Source organism: Moorena sp. SIO4A1 (assembly GCF_010672065.1).
Classification (GTDB): Bacteria; Cyanobacteriota; Cyanobacteriia; order Cyanobacteriales; family Coleofasciculaceae; genus Moorena.
The window spans coordinates 1-21,258 of record NZ_JAAHHX010000088.1 but is presented as its reverse complement, the minus strand read 5'-3'; the positions used below and the strand labels follow the sequence as shown (position 1 = coordinate 21,258).

19 protein-coding genes and 1 pseudogene are annotated in these 21,258 nt (G+C 42.5%); 16 read left to right on the top strand and 4 right to left on the bottom strand.

The features are described 5' to 3' along the window. Nucleotides 1-242: 242 nt before the first annotated feature. Nucleotides 243-1,676, bottom strand: a complete 1,434-nt coding sequence (rsmB, locus tag F6K53_RS31870) for a 16S rRNA (cytosine(967)-C(5))-methyltransferase RsmB (protein WP_293083452.1) — start codon at nucleotides 1,674-1,676, stop codon at nucleotides 243-245. 71 nt (nucleotides 1,677-1,747) lie between these two features. Beyond that, nucleotides 1,748-1,927: a hypothetical protein gene (locus tag F6K53_RS31865; RefSeq protein ID WP_293071629.1), complete on the bottom strand. Its 180-nt coding sequence runs from the start codon at nucleotides 1,925-1,927 to the stop codon at nucleotides 1,748-1,750. Nucleotides 1,928-1,998: 71 nt separating this feature from the next. On the opposite strand from F6K53_RS31865, the gene F6K53_RS31860 reads away from it, so the two are divergent. The 11 genes and pseudogenes from F6K53_RS31860 (at nucleotide 1,999) to F6K53_RS31810 (ending at nucleotide 14,346) form a co-directional block, all read left to right on the top strand. Further along, nucleotides 1,999-2,451, top strand: a complete 453-nt coding sequence (locus F6K53_RS31860) for a SufE family protein (protein ID WP_075897267.1) — start codon at nucleotides 1,999-2,001, stop codon at nucleotides 2,449-2,451. Nucleotides 2,452-2,597: 146 nt separating this feature from the next. After that, a complete protein-coding gene (locus F6K53_RS31855) occupies nucleotides 2,598-2,768 on the top strand; it encodes a hypothetical protein (RefSeq protein WP_293071628.1) in 171 nt (56 codons plus the stop codon). Between the two features lie 601 nt (nucleotides 2,769-3,369). Continuing rightward, the gene (locus F6K53_RS31850) at nucleotides 3,370-4,215 is read left to right on the top strand and encodes a transposase (RefSeq protein WP_293038110.1); all 846 of its coding nucleotides are present in this window, start codon (nucleotides 3,370-3,372) and stop codon (nucleotides 4,213-4,215) included. A 29-nt stretch (nucleotides 4,216-4,244) separates the two neighbouring features. Next, nucleotides 4,245-4,691, top strand: a pseudogene (locus F6K53_RS31845) (transposase); the annotation flags it as partial. A 705-nt stretch (nucleotides 4,692-5,396) separates the two neighbouring features. Continuing rightward, nucleotides 5,397-6,386, top strand: coding sequence for a hypothetical protein (locus tag F6K53_RS31840; protein ID WP_293083449.1), 990 nt, complete (start codon nucleotides 5,397-5,399; stop codon nucleotides 6,384-6,386). Nucleotides 6,387-6,438: 52 nt separating this feature from the next. Next, nucleotides 6,439-7,515 carry a hypothetical protein gene (locus F6K53_RS31835; protein ID WP_293071627.1) on the top strand — a complete coding sequence of 359 codons (1,077 nt, stop codon included), beginning with the start codon at nucleotides 6,439-6,441 and terminating at the stop codon, nucleotides 7,513-7,515. A gap of 337 nt (nucleotides 7,516-7,852) precedes the next feature. Beyond that, nucleotides 7,853-8,578 (top strand): response regulator transcription factor, encoded by a 726-nt coding sequence (locus F6K53_RS31830; RefSeq protein ID WP_293026828.1) that lies wholly within the window; start codon nucleotides 7,853-7,855, stop codon nucleotides 8,576-8,578. 944 nt (nucleotides 8,579-9,522) lie between these two features. Beyond that, a complete protein-coding gene (locus F6K53_RS31825) occupies nucleotides 9,523-10,143 on the top strand; it encodes a hypothetical protein (protein ID WP_293038118.1) in 621 nt (206 codons plus the stop codon). A gap of 130 nt (nucleotides 10,144-10,273) precedes the next feature. Continuing rightward, on the top strand, nucleotides 10,274-10,603 hold the full coding sequence (locus tag F6K53_RS31820) for a hypothetical protein (protein ID WP_293026822.1): 330 nt from the start codon (nucleotides 10,274-10,276) through the stop codon (nucleotides 10,601-10,603). 5 nt (nucleotides 10,604-10,608) lie between these two features. Beyond that, on the top strand, nucleotides 10,609-13,416 hold the full coding sequence (locus F6K53_RS31815) for a hypothetical protein (protein WP_293083446.1): 2,808 nt from the start codon (nucleotides 10,609-10,611) through the stop codon (nucleotides 13,414-13,416). A gap of 222 nt (nucleotides 13,417-13,638) precedes the next feature. Beyond that, nucleotides 13,639-14,346 (top strand): hypothetical protein, encoded by a 708-nt coding sequence (locus F6K53_RS31810; RefSeq protein ID WP_293026816.1) that lies wholly within the window; start codon nucleotides 13,639-13,641, stop codon nucleotides 14,344-14,346. A 315-nt stretch (nucleotides 14,347-14,661) separates the two neighbouring features. Here the strand turns inward: F6K53_RS31810 and F6K53_RS31805 are convergent, their stop codons facing one another. Next, nucleotides 14,662-14,784, bottom strand: coding sequence for a hypothetical protein (locus F6K53_RS31805; RefSeq protein WP_293071625.1), 123 nt, complete (start codon nucleotides 14,782-14,784; stop codon nucleotides 14,662-14,664). 69 nt (nucleotides 14,785-14,853) lie between these two features. On the opposite strand from F6K53_RS31805, the gene F6K53_RS31800 reads away from it, so the two are divergent. The 3 genes from F6K53_RS31800 (at nucleotide 14,854) to F6K53_RS31790 (ending at nucleotide 18,593) form a co-directional block, all read left to right on the top strand. After that, on the top strand, nucleotides 14,854-15,849 hold the full coding sequence (locus F6K53_RS31800) for a hypothetical protein (RefSeq protein ID WP_293026810.1): 996 nt from the start codon (nucleotides 14,854-14,856) through the stop codon (nucleotides 15,847-15,849). Beyond that, the gene (locus tag F6K53_RS31795; protein ID WP_293083444.1) at nucleotides 15,850-16,647 is read left to right on the top strand and encodes a hypothetical protein; all 798 of its coding nucleotides are present in this window, start codon (nucleotides 15,850-15,852) and stop codon (nucleotides 16,645-16,647) included. Between the two features lie 131 nt (nucleotides 16,648-16,778). Further along, nucleotides 16,779-18,593, top strand: coding sequence for a TrbI/VirB10 family protein (locus tag F6K53_RS31790; RefSeq protein WP_293083441.1), 1,815 nt, complete (start codon nucleotides 16,779-16,781; stop codon nucleotides 18,591-18,593). Here the strand turns inward: F6K53_RS31790 and F6K53_RS31785 are convergent. Beyond that, entirely contained in the window at nucleotides 18,571-18,747 is a 177-nt protein-coding gene (locus F6K53_RS31785) for a hypothetical protein (RefSeq protein WP_293073516.1), read from the bottom strand. The genes F6K53_RS31790 and F6K53_RS31785 overlap by 23 nt on opposite strands. A 64-nt stretch (nucleotides 18,748-18,811) precedes the next feature. Here F6K53_RS31785 and F6K53_RS31780 point away from each other — a divergent pair, with 64 nt between their 5' ends. After that, nucleotides 18,812-19,666, top strand: coding sequence for a hypothetical protein (locus F6K53_RS31780; protein ID WP_293073513.1), 855 nt, complete (start codon nucleotides 18,812-18,814; stop codon nucleotides 19,664-19,666). Beyond that, a complete protein-coding gene (locus F6K53_RS31775) occupies nucleotides 19,656-21,041 on the top strand; it encodes a hypothetical protein (protein WP_293073511.1) in 1,386 nt (461 codons plus the stop codon). The genes F6K53_RS31780 and F6K53_RS31775 overlap by 11 nt, the downstream gene beginning before the upstream one ends. The last annotated feature ends 217 nt before the right edge of the window (nucleotides 21,042-21,258 follow it).

Here is a 21,258-nt window from a genome sequence, read left to right as displayed (position 1 = left end):
CCATAGCTCGTAATTTTACACTCAATTTATACCGTGACCAAATGTTTAAAAATATGGCACAAGCTCAACGACTTTGTTCTTTTGGTCTAGACACGCTTAAGCAACTTTTTAGAATGAAATAGCCCTGGCAAAATAGTATAATCATTAATAATCAAAAAAAACTATTTTTGCCCACCCTACTACTCTCCCCGATTCCCGATTCCCGATTCCCGATTCCCGATTCCCCTTCCTATATCCCTTAACTAATCCATTCGTTTCAACCGCACCATAAAAAAACCATCCATCTGGTCTCGATAGGGCACAACTTTCAGCCAACCTTCCGGTCTTGAAAACCCCTTAAGAAACGAAAGAGTAGGGGGTTCAATTTGCCACTGAGAATGACCTTCCAGAAACCATTGTATTACCCCCTCATTTTCTTGAGGATTTAAGGTACAGGTAGCATAGACTAACACACCTCCGGGCTTGACCCAAGTTGCGCTATGCTCTAACAATTCTTTTTGCAAAACAGTAAGTTCCTGGACTTTTTCTGGAGTCATGCGCCAACGAATATCAGGACGTCGGTGAAGGGTACCATTACCGGAACAGGGAGCATCTAATAACACAGCATTAGCGATGTTAGTAAATTCAGGGCAATCGCGACTATCACCAGTAGTAATGTGAATGGATTGTAATTGTAACCGTTCGGCATTCTGTTGGACTTTTTTGAGGCGGGAAGCCGAGCGATCGCATGCCCAAATCTTTCCCTGATCTGCCATTAATTCCGCAATATGAGTTGTCTTGCCCCCCGGTGCCGCACAGGCATCAATCACCACATCACCAGGTTGAGGGTCCAACAGATAACTGACCAGCTGGGCACTACAATCTTGAACAGTCCACCAACCCTCCTTAAATCCCGGTAGCTCTTGAATCGCACCAACACCACCCACAACCCGCAGTGCTTGGGGGACCTGAGCTGCATTGCTGAAAATAGGGATAATCTCACCATTCCCCTCATCCTCGTGAGACACCAACTGAGGTACCCGCTGAATAGCCACTTCAGCAGATTGCATCCCTGCCTCCACCTCCTCCATCGACACCTTGAGGGGATTGACCCGTAAGTCAATGGTAGGAGATTGGTTAAACCATTGACACAGCTGTTCTGTTTCCTCTGCTCCCAGCTGTTGTAACCACAGCTGGATCATCCAATCGGGAAAACTGTGTAAAATGCCCAAACCCTCGATATCCCCTTCTGGCAACTGCAAAGGGTCAGGGGAATTGGCAGCTAAACGGGCATAGTTTCGTAATAAACCATTAACCACCCCTGCCAGTCCTTTGAAGCCATTGTTCTTGGCTAGCTCAACCGTCGTATTGACCGCTGCTGAAGCAGGAATTCGGGCTTGATAGCGGAGCTGATATAGTCCAAGGTGAAGTATAGTGCGCAAATCTGGAGGTTGTTGATTCGCTTTCTTTTTGCCCAACTGGTCAAGTAGAGCATCCAGAGTGCGCTGTCGTCGAACACTACCATAAACTAATTCTGTCACTAAGCCCCGATCAGCACCAGTTAACTGAGCAGTGTGTAGCACTCGATTCAGGGCAATATCAGCAAAAGCACCCCGCCGATGAATATCCCGGAGAGCTAGGAATGCTAACTGGCGAGGATTTTGTTTATCAAAGGTTGACGATTTATCTTGGCTCACAAACTATGTACTCCTCTGGGTCTTACTGATCAGCTATCAGCTTTCAGCTATCAGCATTCAGCATTCAGCATTCAGCATTCAGCATTCAGCTTTTTAATAAAAGAGGTAACCATTGGTTTAATCTGAGTTAAGTCTGCTGACGGCTGATCGCTGACCACTGACCGCTGACCACTGACCGCTGACCACTGACCACTGACCACTGACGGCTGACCACTGACGGCTGACCACTGAATGCTCACGCTAATATGCATTTATAGCAGTTATCAATTCGGTATTGAGAACTGCTATAAATAAAATGGTTAATCCTTTTTAAACATTGGGTATGTCAGCCACCTCAAGCCCTTTACCAGAAGCTCTTGCTCGGATTGTAGAACGCTTTCAGCGCCGCAAAGACCCCAAGCAACGGTATCAGCAGTTGCTGTGGTACGCCAAGAAGCTTCAGACAATGCCAGAAACTGATAAAGTGCCAGAAAACAAAGTTCCTGGCTGCGTGTCCCAGGTTTATATCACCGCTAACTTGGATGATGGCAAAGTCTTGTATCAGGGAGACTCAGATGCCCAATTGGTTAAAGGATTAGTAGCGTTGTTGATTGAAGGCTTGAATGGACTGACGCCGACAGAGATTGTCAACCTATCTCCTGACTTTATTCAAGACATAGGATTGAACGCTAGTTTAACCCCTTCTCGCGCTAATGGATTTTACAACATTTTCCAGACCATGAAGAAGAAGGCCCTGGGATATCAGTTGGGAATGTCTTCCAGAGAATTGAATTGAGGGATTTTCCCTTCTATTTTCCCCACACCCGGTCACCCACCCCGGACCGGGGATTAACTGACAAGACCCTTGAAATGCTGATTCTCCCGTAGGTTGGATTACGCGATCGCTAACCCAACTAACGCCTCACGCTTTGTTGGGTTTCGTTGCCTCAACCCAACCTACGCCATGATCTAAAGTCACTCAACCAGCTCTGTTCCCTGTTCCCTATTCCCTATTCCCTGTTCCCGATTCCCGATTCCCGATTCCCAGATCCGCTGTTCCCGATTCCCGATTCCCGATTCCCGATTCCCGATTCCCGATTCCCGATTCCCTAGATTTGGCTCCTGATTAAATTAAGCCTGAAACCCTTGTATAAACAGGGTTTCAGGTGTTTTTCTATGACAAAGCTACTTGAATTCCAGCCTAGCATGGGCAATTTGCCCTTGACTTATCCACTGGAGTTTCAGTACAATCAAGTAGAACATTTGTACTACTATAGTCTTTCCTCTTAACCATTGCACCCACACCCCTAGAGGCATCACATCCCTCCTACAACGAACGATTCTAGAGCAGCGATTGGCCTACGGCCACGCTACGCGATCGCGTATCGCTGTGGGTAGTTTCGGGTACTTGCCATTAGCCACTGGCTGATAGGGAAACCTCTTGTTTGGGAATTATAAAAATCCCCATTAGCCGAAAACCCCGTGTCTTTAGACCGGGGATGAAGGAACAAGCGCGGTCTTTAGCCGCCGTGATCAAAATATTTAGAGAAAATCTGGAATCTTAGTCTGGATGTTGTAGAATAATAGTAGAAACAGTTGAGGTCAGAGACGAAACCTTAGAATAGTGGAGCCTTTATGGTTGGTCGGCTATGCGAAAAGGGTTAAAACTGTTGTTATAAGGCTCCACTATTCTTACGGTAACTTTAAGAAACTGATGATAATTCTAGAGTTTAAGGCGAAAGGAAACAAACATCAATACTCTGGGATCAATGAGGCTATTCGGACAGTCCAGTTCATCCGTAATAGCTGTCTTAGGTACTGGATGGACAATAAAGGGGTCAGCAAATTTGACCTCAACAAATACAGTGCAGTACTGGCTAATAACTTCCCTTTCGCCAATGAATTAAACTCTACCGCTCGACAGTCTAGCGCTGAGAGAGCATGGTCGTCAATCGTTCGATTCTTTGACAACTGCAAGAAAAAAGTACCTGGCAAAAAAGGCTTTCCTAAATTCCAGAAAAACTGCCGTTCAGTGGAGTATAAGCAGTCTGGCTGGAAGTTGTCTCCTGACAATAAATCAATCACCTTTAGTGACTTGAAGGGGATCGGTAAGCTCAAACTTAAAGGTAAATGGGACTTATGGCGTTTCGACAAAAAACAGATTAAGCGGGTTCGGATAGTCCGTCGGGCTGATGGCTACTATATCCAGTTTTGTATTTCAGTAGACATCAAAGAAGATCTAGAACCAACTGGGACGGCTATCGGGCTGGATGTTGGACTAAAAGATTTCTATACTGATTCCGCTGGAGAAACTGAACCAAATCCCCGCTTTTACAGGACGGGAGAGAAGCGCCTTAAGTTCTATCAGCGCAGAGTTTCTAGAAAAAAGAAAGGTTCATCCAATCGCAGAAAAGCAGTTAATAGACTAGGCAGACATCACCTTAAAATAAGTAGGCAACGTGAAGAGCACGCCAAGAGACTGGTTAGAAGTTACCGTAAGAATAAAGAAGCCTTTATGGTTAGTCGGCTATGCATAAAAGGGTTAAATCTTTGTTATTAAGGCTTCTTTATTCTAAGGTTTCGTCTCCGGCGCGCTGCGTAATCCGGTCTAACGATCTGGTCGCCTATGAAGATTTAAGGGTTAAAAACCTAGCCAAAAATCACTGTTTAGCTAAGTCTATTAATGATGCAGGTTGGTATCAATTTCGGAAATGGATGGAGCACTTTGGTACGAAATTTGGGAAGGTGACGGTTGCAGTAAATCCCGCCTATACCAGCCAGAATTGCTCCAATTGCGGCGAAGTAGTGAAAAAGTCTCTATCAACTAGGACTCACGCCTGTAAGTGTGGCTGCCAGTTAGACAGAGACCATAATGCCGCAATAAACATCCTTAAAAGAGCTTTGAGTACGGTGGGGCACACCGGAACTTGGGTCGTCAAAGACCTAAACGCTTCAGGAGATTCGGCCTCTACTTTTCCTGGTTCCGACCTGGTTGAGCAAGTTGGATCATTGAGTGAAGAATCCCCGTGTCTTTAGACCGGGGAGTGTCAACTCAAATAAGAGCATTGTCAATACTGCGTGGCTTTTGGATAAATCCCCCCAACCACCCGTCGGGATCCCCCTCCCGTCCCCCGCGCGGAAGGGGGAAGCCAGAGCAACCATAGACTTTTTGTTCATGGGGTCTATTGTTCCCCCCTTGTTAAGGCAGGGCTGTTTCAAACTTTAGTAAGTTAACGATTATTGGAGATAGGGGGATAGGGGGATAGGGGGATAGGGAAATAAACTAAAATTTACCGAAAAATGCCCAAATTTAGTCATTAAAATCTTACGAATTAACCGCCTTCAATCAACTCAAATCACTAACAATTTGTTAACGGCCTTCGAGGAAGGGAACGATAAATTTGCCCAAAATCCCGAGTATTAGTCCAAAATTCTCCCCATCTCCCCATCTCCCCATCTCCCCATCTATTTTTTGCGAGAATGAAACAGCCCTGCCTTGTTAAGGGGGGTTAGGGGGGATCTCCCAGGGTGGATGAATATTGCTAACCAGCCACCGGCTACTATAGCGTTTTCCATATTAATGAAATACACACACCTATTTTTTCCCGATTCCCAATTCCCGATTCCCGATTCCCTACTCCCTACTCCCTACTCCCTACTCCCTATTCCCTGCGCTATAGCAATTTTCAAGTAATCATTTTCAATTAAAAAAATCTAAATATCGTCAAAGGAACACACTATATGGTTGCCACAAAAGACAGCAAAGACCAGATTTTCCAAGCCTTTGAGCAAATCCTAAAAGAGCGGCAAAACATTGACTCAAAAATTGCCACCAAAGAAGAAGAAGCGGAAAAAGCTAAAAATCAACAAGTCCTGGAAACTGCCTCAAACTATACCGTTGATAATATTGTCAAAGGAATGGCTGATTTACAGCTAGAGTTTGGCACCATCGTTAATGAATTGTCAGAAAAATTATCCTCAGAAGCCTCTAAACTTGATGAGCTAAAGCTGGCGATTAAAGTAGAAACTGAACACTTGCAATACCTTCAGCAAATTCGAGTTGTAGCTGATGCCTTACATTTGCTCAATCAAGAGCACCAAGAAAAGCTAAAATCCCTAGAGCAAAAAGCAGATCAACAGCGAGAAGAGATCGAAAAAGACCAAGAGCAAAAACGTAAGCTTTGGCAAAAAGACCAGGAAGACTTTGAAATAGCACGTCAAGAACAAAACGAATTATTGGCTCGGGAACGACAACGCCAAGAAGCTGACTATCAATACGAATTAGAACGTAACCGTAAAATTGATACGGATCAGTATGAAGAACTGAGCCGTAACCAGGAGCGAGAATTGCAAGAGGCCAATCAAGAAAAAGAAAAGCAATGGTCTGAGCGAGAACAGAAGCTACAAGAATCTCAAGACCTGTTTGAGGAGTATCAACAGAAAGTGGAAGCTTTCCCTGCTGAGCTAGATGAAATCGTTAAAAAAGTAAAAGATAAAGCCATTAAAAAAGTCCAAAACGACGCTAAAGTACAGGCTGATTTACTAACCAAAGGCTGGGAAGTTACTCAACAGGGTTATGACGTTAAAATTCAGTCCCTGGAGCAACACATAGAAAAACAAAATAAACAAATTGAAAATCTCTATAGTCAGCTACAAGAGACCTTGAAACAGTCCCAAGCCCTGACCTTGAAAGCTTTTGATGGGTCTTCAAGAAGCAAGGATCAAAATTAGTGAATAGTGATATCAGTTCAGAAATTGTCAAATAGAATATAACCTTGAAAGTATGACACGCAAACCTAACAGCAAGAACACCAAAGCAGAAATTTTAGAAGCTTACAAGGAATTACTAGCAGAACGAAATGCTTTGGAAAAAGAAATGAAGCAGATGAACAAAACGCAAACTCCTCAAGTATCCACGGTGGAAAAAAAGCAAACTAATGGATCTGTACCAGCAAAAGTCATGAAAGACAAAATGAGGTATACCCTAGACAGCCTGGTTAAGCTGCAATTAGGGTTTGGGAGTAGTGTCAGTGAGTTGTCGGAAAAACTAACATCAGAAGCGGCTAAGCTAGAAGAATTACGAACAGCGGTTACTGAGGAAACTCAACAACTTGCTGAACTCCACAATTTATCAGAAATTCAAGACGATACCTTAGATACCTTAATCGAAACCTATCAGAATAGCTCTAAAGCTTTCGATGAAGAAATTTACCAAAAACGGGAAGAGTTAGAGCTGGACATTAATCAGTTAAAACAATCCTGGTACAAAGAACAAGAGGAACAGCAACGAGCTATTAAAGAACGGAATGAAGAACAAAATAAAACCCGTAAGCGAGATGCTCAAGAGTATGATTATAATTTAGACCTACAACGCAGCTTAGATCAAGAAACCTACAACCATAACCAAGAACGTTTATACAAAGAATTGGAGGAAACGAGGCAACAACAAGAGAAACAATGGGCAGAGCGGGAAAATGCGATCGCAGAGCGAGAGAAGCAGTTTGAAGAATTAAAAACTAAGGTAGAAGCCTTCGACCAGGAAAAATCAGTTGCTATCAAAAAAGCCCAAGAAGAAGGCAAAGCGATTGCTAGCCACCAGGTCAAAATTCAAGCCGACTTACAGAATAAGGAATTAGAAGGAAATAATCGTGTCTATCAGCTAAGAATTGAATCCCTGGAACAGACAATAAAAGAATCCTCAGCACGGATACACAGTCTTTCCGGGCAACTCGATACTGCCCTCAAACAAGTTCAGGATTTAGCGGTCAAGGCAATTGAGGGTGCTTCTAATATCAACTCTTATCAAGCCCTTAAAGAAATTGCCTTAGAGCAAGCGAAAAATCCAACTAAGGGTAAATAAGGATAAAAAAGAGAAATATTTTAGTGGTTTTGAAGGTTGACGACATAGTGTCGTTAACCTTCAACTATAAATAGTCAACCAAAAGTTATCATTGACACACGTAAAATACTCCGGAGTTGTATCATCAGTAATATTGGGTCAAAGCGCTAATCAACCGATGGAAACAATTTCGGTAGGTGGCGACTCGTGATCACAAGCTTGCTGACCAATCTTGAGCTATGGAGCGCGTTCGCGTAGCGTGGCCTACGGCCAATCGCTTCCATTTTTTTTTGGGTTGTCAGGTCAGCAAACACATCCTAAGTTGTCAATTTCGGTATCAGTGTTCTAGTCAATGGTTATGAACGTAATCAAAGAAATTCGGGTGTTACTGATTGAGAGGGGTGATTTGACGCAGTTAGGTCTCAGAAAAGTCTTGGAGCAGTACAAAGAAGTCAGTTTGGTGTCTCAAGTTTCTAGCTTGCGTCATGTGGCGGCCTTTTTAAAAAAATCTAACCCGGACATAGTAGTCATTAATTTAGAGCATTCAAGCAATAGTGATGCGTTATTGCGGTTAGTCAGAAATTGGAAAGTGGCATTTTTTCCTAACATATTGCTGCTATCTTGGGACACATCAGAAGAATTTGTTATAAGCGCTTTTGGGGCTGGGGTAGATTCCTATTATCTAAAACGTATCAATTTTCCTAAAACTAATGTAGACACCAGTACTTTCTTAGATGCTTTAAAAGCTACCTATGAAGGGCAACACTGGATTGATCCAGAAATAGCTGGTTATCTCCTAAAAAACAGTATCAAGTCACCCGGCAAGAATTTTTCTGGGATTACTTTAATCAATTCCTGTGAGCCTGACTATTATCAGATTCTTAGGGAAAATCCACTGACTGAACGGGAGCTAACTGTCTTGGAATTGATCGTAGCCGGTTATACAAATGACGAAATTGCCCAGCGATTATTGCTAGGTCTTGGCACAGTTAAAACTCACATTCGGTCTGTGCTGTGGAAACTGTGCTGTGACGATAGAACACAAGCAGCAGTACAAGCACTTCGCAGTGGTTTGGTGAAGTAGATACCAAGATTCGGTGGATGCATCTTTTTGTTGTAAATCTATAACTGTTGGGGCGGGGGCGCGGGGAGGGTGGGGAGTGTGGGAACCCACCCCTAACCCCTCCCAGGAGGCAGGGCTGTTTCAAACTTTAATAAGTTAACGATTATTGGAGATAGGGGGATAGGGGGATAGGGGGATAGGGAAATAGCTCAAAATTTTCCGAAAAATCCCCAAATTTAGTCATTAAAATCTGACTAATTAGCCGGCTTCAATCAACTCAAATGACTAACAATTCGTGATTAGGCTTTTGAGTATGGTTAGATAAATTTGGCCAAAATCACGACTATTCGTCCAAAATTCTCCCCATCTCCCCATCTCCCCATCTCCCCATCTATTTTTGGCCAGAATGAAACAGCCCTACTCCCAGGAGGGGAATATGGGGAGTGTGGGAACCCACCCCTAACCCCTCCCAGGAGGGGAATATGGGGAGATGGGGCAGATTTTTATTAAGGGTAATTATCCTGACATGATATTAGTGCTTAGCAATTATTGATTAAGGTTTAATTGTTAAATTTTCATGCTTTAAGTTTAGAATTAAGCAAAATAGCTGATTAACCACTAAGCACTAACTCCTCTACCTATAGGTTGGGTTTAAGCGTTTTTTTTGTTAAGTTTTTTTTATTTTATCAGAGTTTTATTAAAATTCAGTTTATTTATCTATTCCTTTTGGACGAGTAACATTGTGAGACTGTTGGGGAGCTGTGCCAATGATATTGAGAGGTTAAGTAATTGTAATCCTTGAGGTGAAGCAATTACAATCATTTAGCTTATTCAAAATGCTCCTTAACTCAGTAACATTTATTAATTAAAATAAATTGAACTATTCCTCTAGGATCGCTTTTGCGGTTTAAAAATTTTCTGTATCACAATAAGAGTCAGAAAAATTACGGAAAGAAAAATCCACCATGGTGAACAAGTCCTCTGTTGCGATGTCACCTCGTCAACAACAGCGTTGGAAAAGTAAAGAAACTATGTTTGCTAAGTTGCTTGCTAAGTTGTTTGCTCAGTTGAAGCAAGTGCCCTTGGGCTATTTAATGGTCATGGCTGCGATCGCAATGGCATTGGATCTCTATATCAGTACCTCCGTCACTCCTTTGATGGGTGTATCATTTTTGATGTGTCTAGTTGTGGGAGTGAGGTGGATTGGAGTCCAACCTAGTAATTCTGGGAATCAAATTCAACGGCTAATCAGGAAATATGGTTTAGGAGCCTGTCTTTTCCTATTCGCCTTTCTGTGGTTTATGTTGGACTTTACCGCTGCGCCAGCCCATGCCCAGTTTTTCCAAGTCGCAGAAGATTGGCTAACTAGTGCTATTCCTGAAGTAGACGCCGATTTGGTGTCCCTGGTGTTTAACGTTTTACGAGCACTATTCCTAATTTATTTAGGCATTTCATTGGTCAAAGTAGTCAATGCTGCCCAACAAGATGATGACTGGAAAACCCTAGCCCGTACTCCAATCATCATTTTGATTGTAGTTACCTTGGGTGATCTGTTAGCAGGCTACATCACTGGCACAGGGGCATAAACTACGGTACATCTAATTTGCCTGTTGAGTTTGATATAGCTGAAGGGATGAGTAGTCAGGGTTTTATTGAGATTGAAAGTTTTTTCAATCACTGATAGGAACGCAAGTCTGATCCAAAATAGCTTGACCTATGGCAAATAATTCAGAGCAACAATTCCGTCGTGTTAACCGAACTCTTGATGAAAAACCGAAAATTGGTCCTATTCCAGCCGATCAGTTTATCCCCTGGGCAATAATTTGGGCAATTGCCTATTACATCGTCAAGGGGGTACTAGGAGCTAGTTGGGTATGGACATCTTGTTTCGGAGTTTGGGGTATGTCTACTTGGTGGGTGCTAACTTCCTCTAGCCATTGGAAATTTCTTTCTAAGTTTATACCTGTACCTCAATGGACAAGAGGAATGGGTAGATACCAAAGGCTTTTAGACGTTAAAAGGGAAAAAGCAAAGGGCAAAGGCTAAAAAGTATGACAACCACTCAAGCTTACGATCAAGCTAAACAAAAGATGGGAAAGAAGCGGGTTGATGTAGGAAATGGTAAAAAGAAAACCTTAAAGCCGTTCGAGGATGACTGTAAGTTAGCTAGTTTCCTAGAAGTCAGACTGGATGGCTCTGATGTTGGGGCATACATTCTCAGAAAAGGAGAAGCTTCCTATAAATTTGTGTTTGGTTTTGAATGTCGAGGCATACACACCACCTTACGCCAGGAGTTAATTGACCCGGTGTTTGATGCCATCGAAGCTGGGTTAAAAGATTTCCCAGACCAGGAAACCCTCACGATTCACCTAAAGTCTTTCACTGATGACACTGATAGACAAAACACGTTGAGTCAGCTGATCAAGGGGACAGACTCTAACGAGTTAAAGTACCTAATCATGGGAGAAAAGAAGCGAATTCAAGACTTGACCAAAGGGGGAATTAGAAAGCCAAAGACGTTGTATTTATTTGCTACCTATACCGTAGAATCAGGTCGAGAGGGAGCATCTGATAAAATCGAAGAATTTTTGATGACAGCTACCAAGTGGTGGAACGGATTCATTGGCAAGCTGGATGAGTATGAAAAACAGCAGATCGAGAGAGTGATAGAGATTGCCTTTAATAATGGCTATCAATTTTGGGAAAGGCTGTTGAGCAATCAAATGGGTCTATCGATTCGCCCTCTTTCTGCTCAAGAGTCTTGGAATTATGTGTGGCAGCGATTTAATGATACACCACCTCGTTCAGTTCCCCAGTTGCTTTCCTTGACTGAAGCTGGAGTTACCGAAGAGGTTTACTCAGAAATCCACCCAGTTTCTCTGTTAATGGAAGACTATACCGCTATTCCATTTGCTGATCGACGTTGGATTAATCTCAAGGAGAAGTATACCGCAGTCATGCTCTTTTTAGACAAGCCTGAGGGGTGGAGGAATAAAGAATCCCAAATGCGCTATCTCTGGCAAGTCATGGCAAAAGATGAGGTCTATGACACCGATTGTTTTTGTGAGATTTCCAAAGCGAATATTAAAACAGTAACCAGCAAAATGCATTCGCTGACGAAACAGGCAAATGTCTCCTCAAAATATGCACAAGAGAAAAATACGATTAATGTTAAAGCACAATTAAATATTCAGAAAAATGTCGAGGCTCAGGCGGCTATCTATGAAGGGGCCGTGCCATTTAATGTCTCAGTTGTTTTCTTAGTCCATCGCGATTCTCCACAAGATTTAGATCAGGCGTGTTATACTTTAAAATCTTATTTTCCGCCACCAGCTTGGATGGTAAGGGAGACCGAATATCCTTGGAAAATCTGGCTAGAAACCTTGCCAATTTCCTGGAGCAGACTCTTAATGAGTCCATTTAAGCGATCGCATACCTATTTAAGCCATATTGCACCAGGGTTAATGCCAGTAGTCAAAACCCGGACAGTGGATAGAACGGGATTTGAATTAATCTCTGCTGAAGGAGGTACGCCAGTTTTTATTGACTTATTCAAACAGCATAAAAACCTAGGTATTTTCGGAACCACCCGCAGTGGAAAATCTGTTTTGGCATCGGGAATTATTACCCAAGCCTTGGCTCATGGTATCCCCATCTCAGCTATGGATTATCCAAAACCCGATGGCAGTTCTACCTTTAGTGACTACACCGCTTTTCTCGGGGATAAAGGAGCTTATTTTGATATTGGTCGAGAGGCAGTTAATCTTTTCGAGTTGCCCAATTTAAAGGGATTAGATGCTAAACTACAACAAGAGAGACTTACAGAATACAAAGAATTCTTAGTCGAAGCACTAATGCTAATGGTTCTTGGCTCCACGACGTTTCATGACCGGACTTATACGGATAACATCAGAGCCATGTTAAGCTTAGCAATCAAAGCCTTTTTTGATGATGATCAAATCCATGACCGTTATGTAGCAGCAAATATCAATGGCTTAGACTCTCAAGAATGGCAATTAATGCCTACCCTTGCGGATTTTATTGATTTTTGTTCTTTAGAGAGATTGCGGGTTACCTCTGTATCTGGGGATATCCTTCAAGGCTTGGATCAAGTAAAATTGCGACTGAGGTATTGGATAAATAGCCGAGTAGGAAAAGCGATTAGTCGTCCTTCTACCTTTAGAAGTGATGCTCAGTTATTAGTCTTTGCCTTACGGAATATTAGTAGTGACGAAGATGCTGCACTACTTTCTTTAGGGATTTACTCAGCAGCATTAAGACGTTCTTTAGCCTCACCTGTGAGTATATTTTTCATCGATGAAAGTCCCATTCTGTTCCAATATAATTCCATTGCTGAATTAATTGGCAGATTGTGTGCTAATGGAGCCAAAGCCGGAATTCGGGTAATTTTATCGGCTCAAGATCCAGATACTATTTCCAAGTCTCCCAGTGCAGCGAAAATTTTTCAGAATATAACAACTCGCTTAGTAGGGAGAATTCAACCAACAGCAGTGGATAGCTTTGTTAATATTTTAAAATATCCTTCAGAGATTATTAACAAAAATGCCACAGAAGGATTTTTCCCTAAACAAGAAGGAATGTATTCTCAATGGTTACTCGATGACAATGGGATTTACACCTACTGTCGATTTTATCCCGGTTCAGCACTGTTAACAGCAGTTGCTAATAATCCTGAAGAATCAGCAATTCGTCAGACAGCAATGCGCTTACATCCCCAGGATAAAATTATGGCTATGCATTATGCTAGTAAAAAAATGGCAGAAATGCGTAATTCAGAAGTCCAAGTCGTCAATTCAAAGTTACCCGAGCCGAGAGCAAAAGTTCGACTTCAAAATTAAGCTGAAAAATAGTATATAATTTAGGTAAGTCAGGGATACGCTTTTATAGCGCTACGCGCAAGTCAGAAGTTAGAAGTCAGAAGTAAAAAGTAAGCTTAGACTTACGTTTCGGAGTTTAGGAATGTCCTAATCTCAATGCGTAGTGCTATATGGTTTAGCTTTCATTTTTAACTTTTCAGCCTTCAGCATTTTTTCGTAACTATTCAATTTAGGAGTTCAATCATGGCGAAAAATGTGACCAAAACTTGGATACAGTTGTTAATTATTAGTACGCTAATTACAGCAGTTCCTAAACCCGCCTATGCTTCTGGTGGAATTGTGGATAGTTTTGTTGACTCGTTTGTTGAGGAATTTCAGAAGGTTAAGTCTTACTTTACAAATTTCTTCGATGAATTTACCAATTTACCAGAAACCATAGACAACGATTTGAAATCAGCATTGGAAGATTCCATGGGAGTTTTAGGTCTCCCCGATGTGGAAGACGTCAGAGCGTCAATTGAGGAAAGTCTCCAAGAAAGCGATTACCCAATTTATGAAGGAGACAAACTTGCTAATGAAGTAGAAAGGCAAGTTGCTAGAGCATCAGCGTCTCGTGTTCTGAGTCAAGAAGGACAGGAGCAGTCAATCCAGGAGCTAAAGCAAATGCAGGATACTGTTTCACAGGTACAGCAATTAGCTCAAACAGCTCAAAATGAGACAGTTACTCAGAATGTGATCAAAGAAGTCGCTCTTCAGAATGCTCGTCAAGCCGCCATACTCGGCTCCTTGCAAGCCGCTACTGTTGAAGAAGCGCAACGACAAGAAATTTCTAACATGCTCCAGAGCAATATCTCTCGTGCTTTGGATGGACAAACTCAGGCAGATCAATACCAAAAACTGGGCGCTGGTATGGAAACTTTGAGAATCACCTCGTTAAGTGGCTTGTTTTAGTTACAGGACTTACGCACAGAATCCATGGGTAGGGTGGGCAAAACCTTGCCCACCCTACAGGTAGCTGTTGATCGTTAATTGTTAATCGTTAACCGTTGACCGTCAACAGTTATCTGGATCCAGAATTCTTCAATAATTATCAATTCTGAACTGACTCACTTAGCACTTATAGGACTACCCATTAAGGTGTTTGACATTGATACAAGCAGCAAAACCTGTTGTAGTCAACTTTTGCCTCTTGCCTTTTGCCAATGCCATTGCGCGTAGCGCTATAACACTCCTCACTCACAACTATTTCTCTTATGTCTCCTTGGTCTAGCTTACCTGCTTGTCCCTATTCCTACCTTCTTTGTTTATCACCATGTGTAGCGATCGCCATGTCTGTTCGTCCTTATATTCCGGATTTCCTCCGTCTGCCGATCTCTTTGAATTCCTCATCTACCCACTCTCCCCAATGTCTCCACTCTGGTCATCCCATCGCTAATGACGTAAAGAGGTAATCATTAAATGATAGTCACCCCCAACTTAATTGCTCAATTTAGTAATGGAGCCTCCCAGATTATCCAAAATGGTCGTACCGGACAAATTGCGATCGCAGAAGCCATGAATGAGCTCTGGAGTGAAGTCCTCGGAGGTGGGTTGTATGCTGTGATCGCTAAACTGGGGGTGTTTTTTGCCGTGGGAAGCTTAGTTCTATTCATGACTCAATGGGCAAAAGCCTTAATAGAATACGATGAGCCAATTATGTGGTCTGAGATCATCTGGCCCTTATTAGTCGCAGTTTTGTTAGCGAATGATGGGGCAATGTTAGCCAATGGCACCCAAGGACTCAGAAGTGTAATCAACAATACCTCTAATTCACTACTGCAAAACACATCTGCCAGAATTTCTTTGCAAGAATCATACCAAATTGTGACAGAAAATATTGGGGCGAAGGCGGTTATTGATTCCTTGGTTTCTCAATGTGATTCTATCGTCGATGTTCAACAACAGGTGGATTGTTTAACAAATGCAGAGCAACAAGCACGGGACTTTTCTAAAACGTTACCGACATCTGAACAATGGTTCGATAAAATTGGTTCATTGCTTAACCCTCTGAATGTTACTGAACGAGTAGGCTTTGCCTTACAAACGGCAGTAACGGGTTGGTTAATGTCGATTGGTATGGCATTTCAGTGGGTAGCAGAAGTTTCGATGTTGCTAACCGGACTATTAGGTCCATTAGCGGTAGGGGCCACATTATTACCTGTGGGGGCTAAGGCAATTTACGCTTGGTTAATTAGCTTTTTCTCCATCGGTTTAGTGAAAATATGCTACAACATTATTGTTGGTTTAGTCGCAACCTTAATTGTTAATGCTGAGAGTTATAACCCATTAGTTTTTGCTTTTGTCGCTGGATTAATTGCCCCCATCCTAGCGTTAGTATTAGCCGCTGGAGGAGGTCTAGCTATTTTTAATAGCTTAAACTCCTTCAGTGCTTTTGTATTAGGAGGCTTGAAATAAATGGAAAGCACGACTAGTTCTCCTCAGAATAAGCTAAAATTTCTCCAAAGAGGTAAGAAGAGTACTTGGTTATCCAGTTTCAATGTGACGGATAGTCTGGGGATTATCTTAATCAGCAACTTTGCTTACAATACCTTAATTCTGTTTTTCCTAGCCCTGTTGTATGGCGCTCAAGCAAGGCTAGCTAATAAGCCAGCTCCTTCCTTGGTGCAATTGAATACTGGTGAAACCACTGCCGTAGAAGCCATTGGGAATAAAGAACGGACACCAGAGGTAATTAAAGCATTTACAATTAAAACCATGAGTGACCTGTTTACTTGGACAGGGCGATTACCTGGAAAAGATGGCGTTCCCTTTTCTAACTTAGACTCTGATCCAGGAGTAGAAATTCAGGGCAAAGGTAGGCGTCGAGGTAAAATATCTACTCAAGCCTGGAAAGCTAGCTTTGCCTTAGCCGATGATTTTCGTGATCCGTTTCTCCTAAAGTTAGTAGACTTAACGCCATCCAACGTATTTAAGGGTAAAACACAATTTGCTTTTGTCCCCCAATTTGTCAGAGAACCTATTAAAATAAAAGAAGGGGAATGGACAATCGATTTGGTTGGCACCTTAACCGTTCTAGATACTACCAATAATTTGCCCACCTATATTCCCTTCAACAAACAGATTCATGTACGGGCAGTGGAGCCTCCTAAGTATTCACCAGGCATGGCAGACGATAGTCTACCTCCAATTATTGCTAAGGCCAGAGAGAAAGGTTTGGAGGTAGTTAGTATCAAAGATTTAGACTCAAAATAAACCTGAATCCTAAGTCCAATAGTCCTGATTATAAGACTCCACTAATCCGTGCATCTGTCCGTGTTTACACATCCGTGTTGTGGGACTAATGACTACATCAACTGGAATAACTACAGCAACTGGGATAAATTATGAAGCTATCAGATCTCAAAGACTTTGATGTCCAAAACCTGGAACATAAATCTGAAGAAGAAATTAGTAAAAAAACTCTGATTCAGCAGAACAGTGGTGCAGAGAATACCGCCCCGACATGGACAGAAGAATCATTAGCTGAGTTGCTAAAATTTGATACTAGTTATGACCAAGAACAAAATCCTACAAGTCAGGGGGGAATAGCATCGACTGATAGTACCGCTGATTTAGATCCAGACTTAAATGTTACCCAACAAGAATTCGCAAAATCCGGTTGGGCAAAAGGCGCTTCCGTTGGTGCAGTAACTGGGTCAATTGCTGTAGTCGCCGGATTAGTTTTTACAGGGATGACCTCCTTGTCTTCTAAGAAGAAATTGGTCGAAAAAGTTACTCCAATTCCCACCAGTGTTGAGAAGGAATCGGAAAACGCGACCGATTCTGAAATCGGACGACTGAAGACTGAATTAGCCCTAGCCAAGCAACAAAAACAGATTCAAGCCATTCAAGAGAAAAAAAGACCAAAAACAACCATAGAGCTTGCCAAGTCAGAAGAACCCCCATCACCGAAAACAGCTCCACCACCTCGTCCTAGGCCAGCAGTGCGTTCAGCACCACCCCCTCCTGTGGTAAGAGCATCAACCCGTCCAGCACCCCGTCCAGTACGGCAACCGGTGATAATTCGTCAAGCTCCGCCACCACCGCGTCCAGTGCAGCAACCAGTAGTAATTCGTCAAGCTCCCCCACCCCGTCCAGTGCGGAGAGCACCAGTGCGGAGAGCACCAACACCACCCCCTGTGGCAAAAGCACCAACACCTCCTCCACCTCCTCCAGCCCCAGCACCAAAGATAGATCCCATGGAGCAATGGCTGGCTTTGAGCCAACTGGGAAGTTATGGTTTGAGTTCTGGCAATACTCCAGAAGCGCCAGAGCAAAATGTAGCGATGATGGAACCAAGCCCACAAACACAACCAGTAGCCCAACGAAACAATGGGATCAGGGGACGCTCTACTATTGCTAATACATACTCAATTCCAGCTGTACAGAGAGTTTCCAACTCTCCCAATCCTCCCCAACCCCTCAATGGATCTCCCGTTATTTTTGCTGATCAAGTTGCTATCTCAGAAGAAGCCAGTATTTTAGCTGGCAGAGCAATCAGACGGAAGCTATTTTCCTTTGGTCAAGAAGCAGCTGGAGAATTAGTGACACCAATTGTTTGGACAAAGTCGAACCTATCTCGAAATTCTCAACAACCAAATTTGGATGAACGATTTGTGGTGCGTCTGAGTGAGCCTCTAGTGGATGAAGATAACCAAGTTTTGCTCAAAGCTGGTACCAAAATTGTCTTTCTCTGTGACATGGTTGATGACAGTGGACTAGTGAATAGTGATGCGATCGCATTAATCATCGATGACCAAGAATATCAGTTACCCCCAGGAGTGATTAGTCTCAGAGGAAATAAAGGTAATCCCATGGTGGCGAATGTCTGGGATCGGGGTTCTGATGATATCGCCAAAAATGACATGATCGCCTTCTTGTTTGGTTCTGCTGCCAAAGTAGGAGAAGTACTCAATCAACCTGAACGGAGTCAAATTATCACCTCCAGTGGTTTTGGCTCAAGCCAGTCTAGCACCTTCACTAGTCGAGACCGCAACCTCTGGGGAGCAGTGCTTGAGGGAGGGTTTAAACCTCTTGCTCAGGACATTGTAGAGCGTAATGCTTCAGCAACACGCCGACTACAAAATTTGCCCAAATTGTGGTATATGGGTGCCGGGAGTTCAGTACAAGTTTTTGTCAACAGACCCTTTGAGTTGTAGTATAGCGGTTTTCAATTTGGTGAGGTACAGAGTTCCTGATTTTAGGGAACAGGGAACAGGGAACAGGGAACAGGGAACAGGGAACAGGGAATAGGGAATAGGGAACAGGAAAGAGAAACCCACCCCTAACCCCTCCCAAAAATATGGACCTCATCTAATTAAAAACTGCTATAAATTTTGACAGTATAATTTTTAATTTTAGGAGCTTGTAAGTAGCCATGAATAATTTTTTTTCAGCCTTGCAAATTCAATTAGGTCAAGAGTTAAAAATTAAACCAGCCAAAACTCAAATTCTTTTACTATTTGCTTTATCCCTTTTTCTAGCTAAGCCAGCTTGGGCAGATCCTGGTAATTCAGCTATAGCAGTCAAACGGGTAAGTCTAACCTCTTCTGGGCAATCTTCAGTGCCTCAAAATAACCCATATCCAGTAGCCTTGGCTCCAGGATATGGGGTAAATATCAGTTTCATTTCTACTGGGGAAGTTATTGAAAAACTCTGGATTGATAATCCCTCATTCGTTGCTGTTGATGTCGATGGTTGCTTAGATAACTTAGTTGCTAAAAAAAATTGTGAGTATAATCAGGCAACTGTAATTCATTTGCGCCGCATTGAAGAACTTGATATTCCTGGTATACCAAAGACAAATAGCACACTTTTGACAGTAGTTACTCGTTCTGTTGAGGGTAGGCAAATTTACCTATTTAAAGTGACTCCAGCTGACCGACCTAGCGAAGTAGTCATTGAGTTTAATAAACCTACTCCTTCCGTAGACTTTATAGTCGTCGATGCCATAGAGCGGGGGATCTTTCGAGCAACCTTACAAGGACTTTTAGTCAAGGGTTCAGAACTCCATAGAAAGTTAGATAATTTCGTCGTTTTTCTCAAAGACGGTCAGACTATTTCAAATGCCGCCACTCAAGCCGGTATTTCTTTAGAATTGGCCGATAAATTGCAAAAAATGGGTCGTCGTCCAACTGTTCCAACAGCCATTTCACAAAGAGATGAACAGAAAGACACCATTGAAGTCCTAACTAAAGAAGTCGTAATCCAGGAGAAAAAGAATGAGCAGTAAGCATCAGATAAAATCAAATAAAAAGAAACCTTGGTGGCAAAAGGATAACCATCGGCGAAAAGCATTTATTCTACTCTATTGGTTCGTCACTGGCTTAGGTCTTTGCTTTGTACTTTCTGGTATTCTTATTGCCTCTGGATTAAGAATGCCAACAGCGGTCGCAACTCTTACTCCTGTTCAAAACAGTAAACTACCAGTAAAAGAAACGAAAATTGAACCCAAGGTAGAAGCACAAGTAAAACCACACGTAAAACCAAATGTAAAACCCAAGGTAGCATTAAATGCTGCAAGTTATCCTCTGCAAGACTATGTCCCAACCACAGCTTGGGAGGGGACAAAACTACCAAATTGGAATCAAGTCACCTTCGGAACTTTTCCCGGTATTTCTCAAGGGGGTTCTTTTCAAGCGTCTTCAGACGTGATTCAAGCCGTAGGTTATGACCCATCAAGGACATGGTTAGCTGGTCAAACACCAGACCAATATATGAAATTAGGAGACTTTCAGCAGATATTTGAGCTACAAAATTTTAGCTTGAATAACATTATGTCCCTAACCGGATTGGACTTAGGAAATTTGTCCTTAGCAGATTTTGGGTTAATGAGCTCCCAAACCTTAGGTAGCTTAGTAGACGCCATCCCTGATTTGGAGAGATATACTATAGAACAGCTGCAACCAGTCTTTGGTTTACTATCCATCAATTTGGCGAGTAGCTTTGACCCAACAGAAACCTTAGGAGACTTTTTAGCATTCTCACCCCACCTCAGAGACCTTTCCTTTGACACCCTTGACCTATCGGTTTATGGCTTAGATTCCCTACCTGGTATTGATGTTGCTCCCCTCGCTGCATTTAAGGATTGGCAGAATACCAATATCGCTCAAGTTCCTGGCTTATCCCAAGTACCATTTTCCCAATTTCCCAATCCGATTCAAGCACAAGGGAGCGCCATTGGTATTTTAGATATCGCCTTTGGCATAGCTGAATCTCAACGCAATAATACCATTTCCGGTAGTGATCAAGAAGGATTTAAAGTTCCCTGTGAAAGTGAATGCGCTCATATCGAATTAGCTGGTCAGCCAAGTATCAAAGGTAAGCAGTGGATTAGTGGTAAATATCAAGAAGTTGAAGGAGGTTCCGGTTTTTTAGGACAAATAAATGATGGGATGGAACCCACTGGTAGACACCCCTTTGGCGATGCCTTTAAGGTAGTGGTTTGGGATACATCAGAAACAGAAGGCTCTGCTGGTACAGCCTTGTTTTTCCGCTATTGTGTCCGTAACATGTTTGTGGATTTAGGTTGTACACCCTATTTCATCGGTCCTGTACCATTTCTGTCCTACCAGGAGCAAGACCCGATCTTTTTAGGCTTACTTTAGTCATTAGTAATTTGAAAATTGTTAATTGTTAAGCTGTTCAGCATTTAGATTGGTATACCTAAATTAATCAAAGGGAACAGGAATCCCCCCCAATACGGTTCGGTTAAGCTTGAAAAGCATGTAAACTGGTAATTGTCATCAAGGTGCGAAGGGCAAAATGCAACTCAAAGAATTCTCCTTGGTTGTACCGAAGATTGAATCAGGTACAGTACTCAAA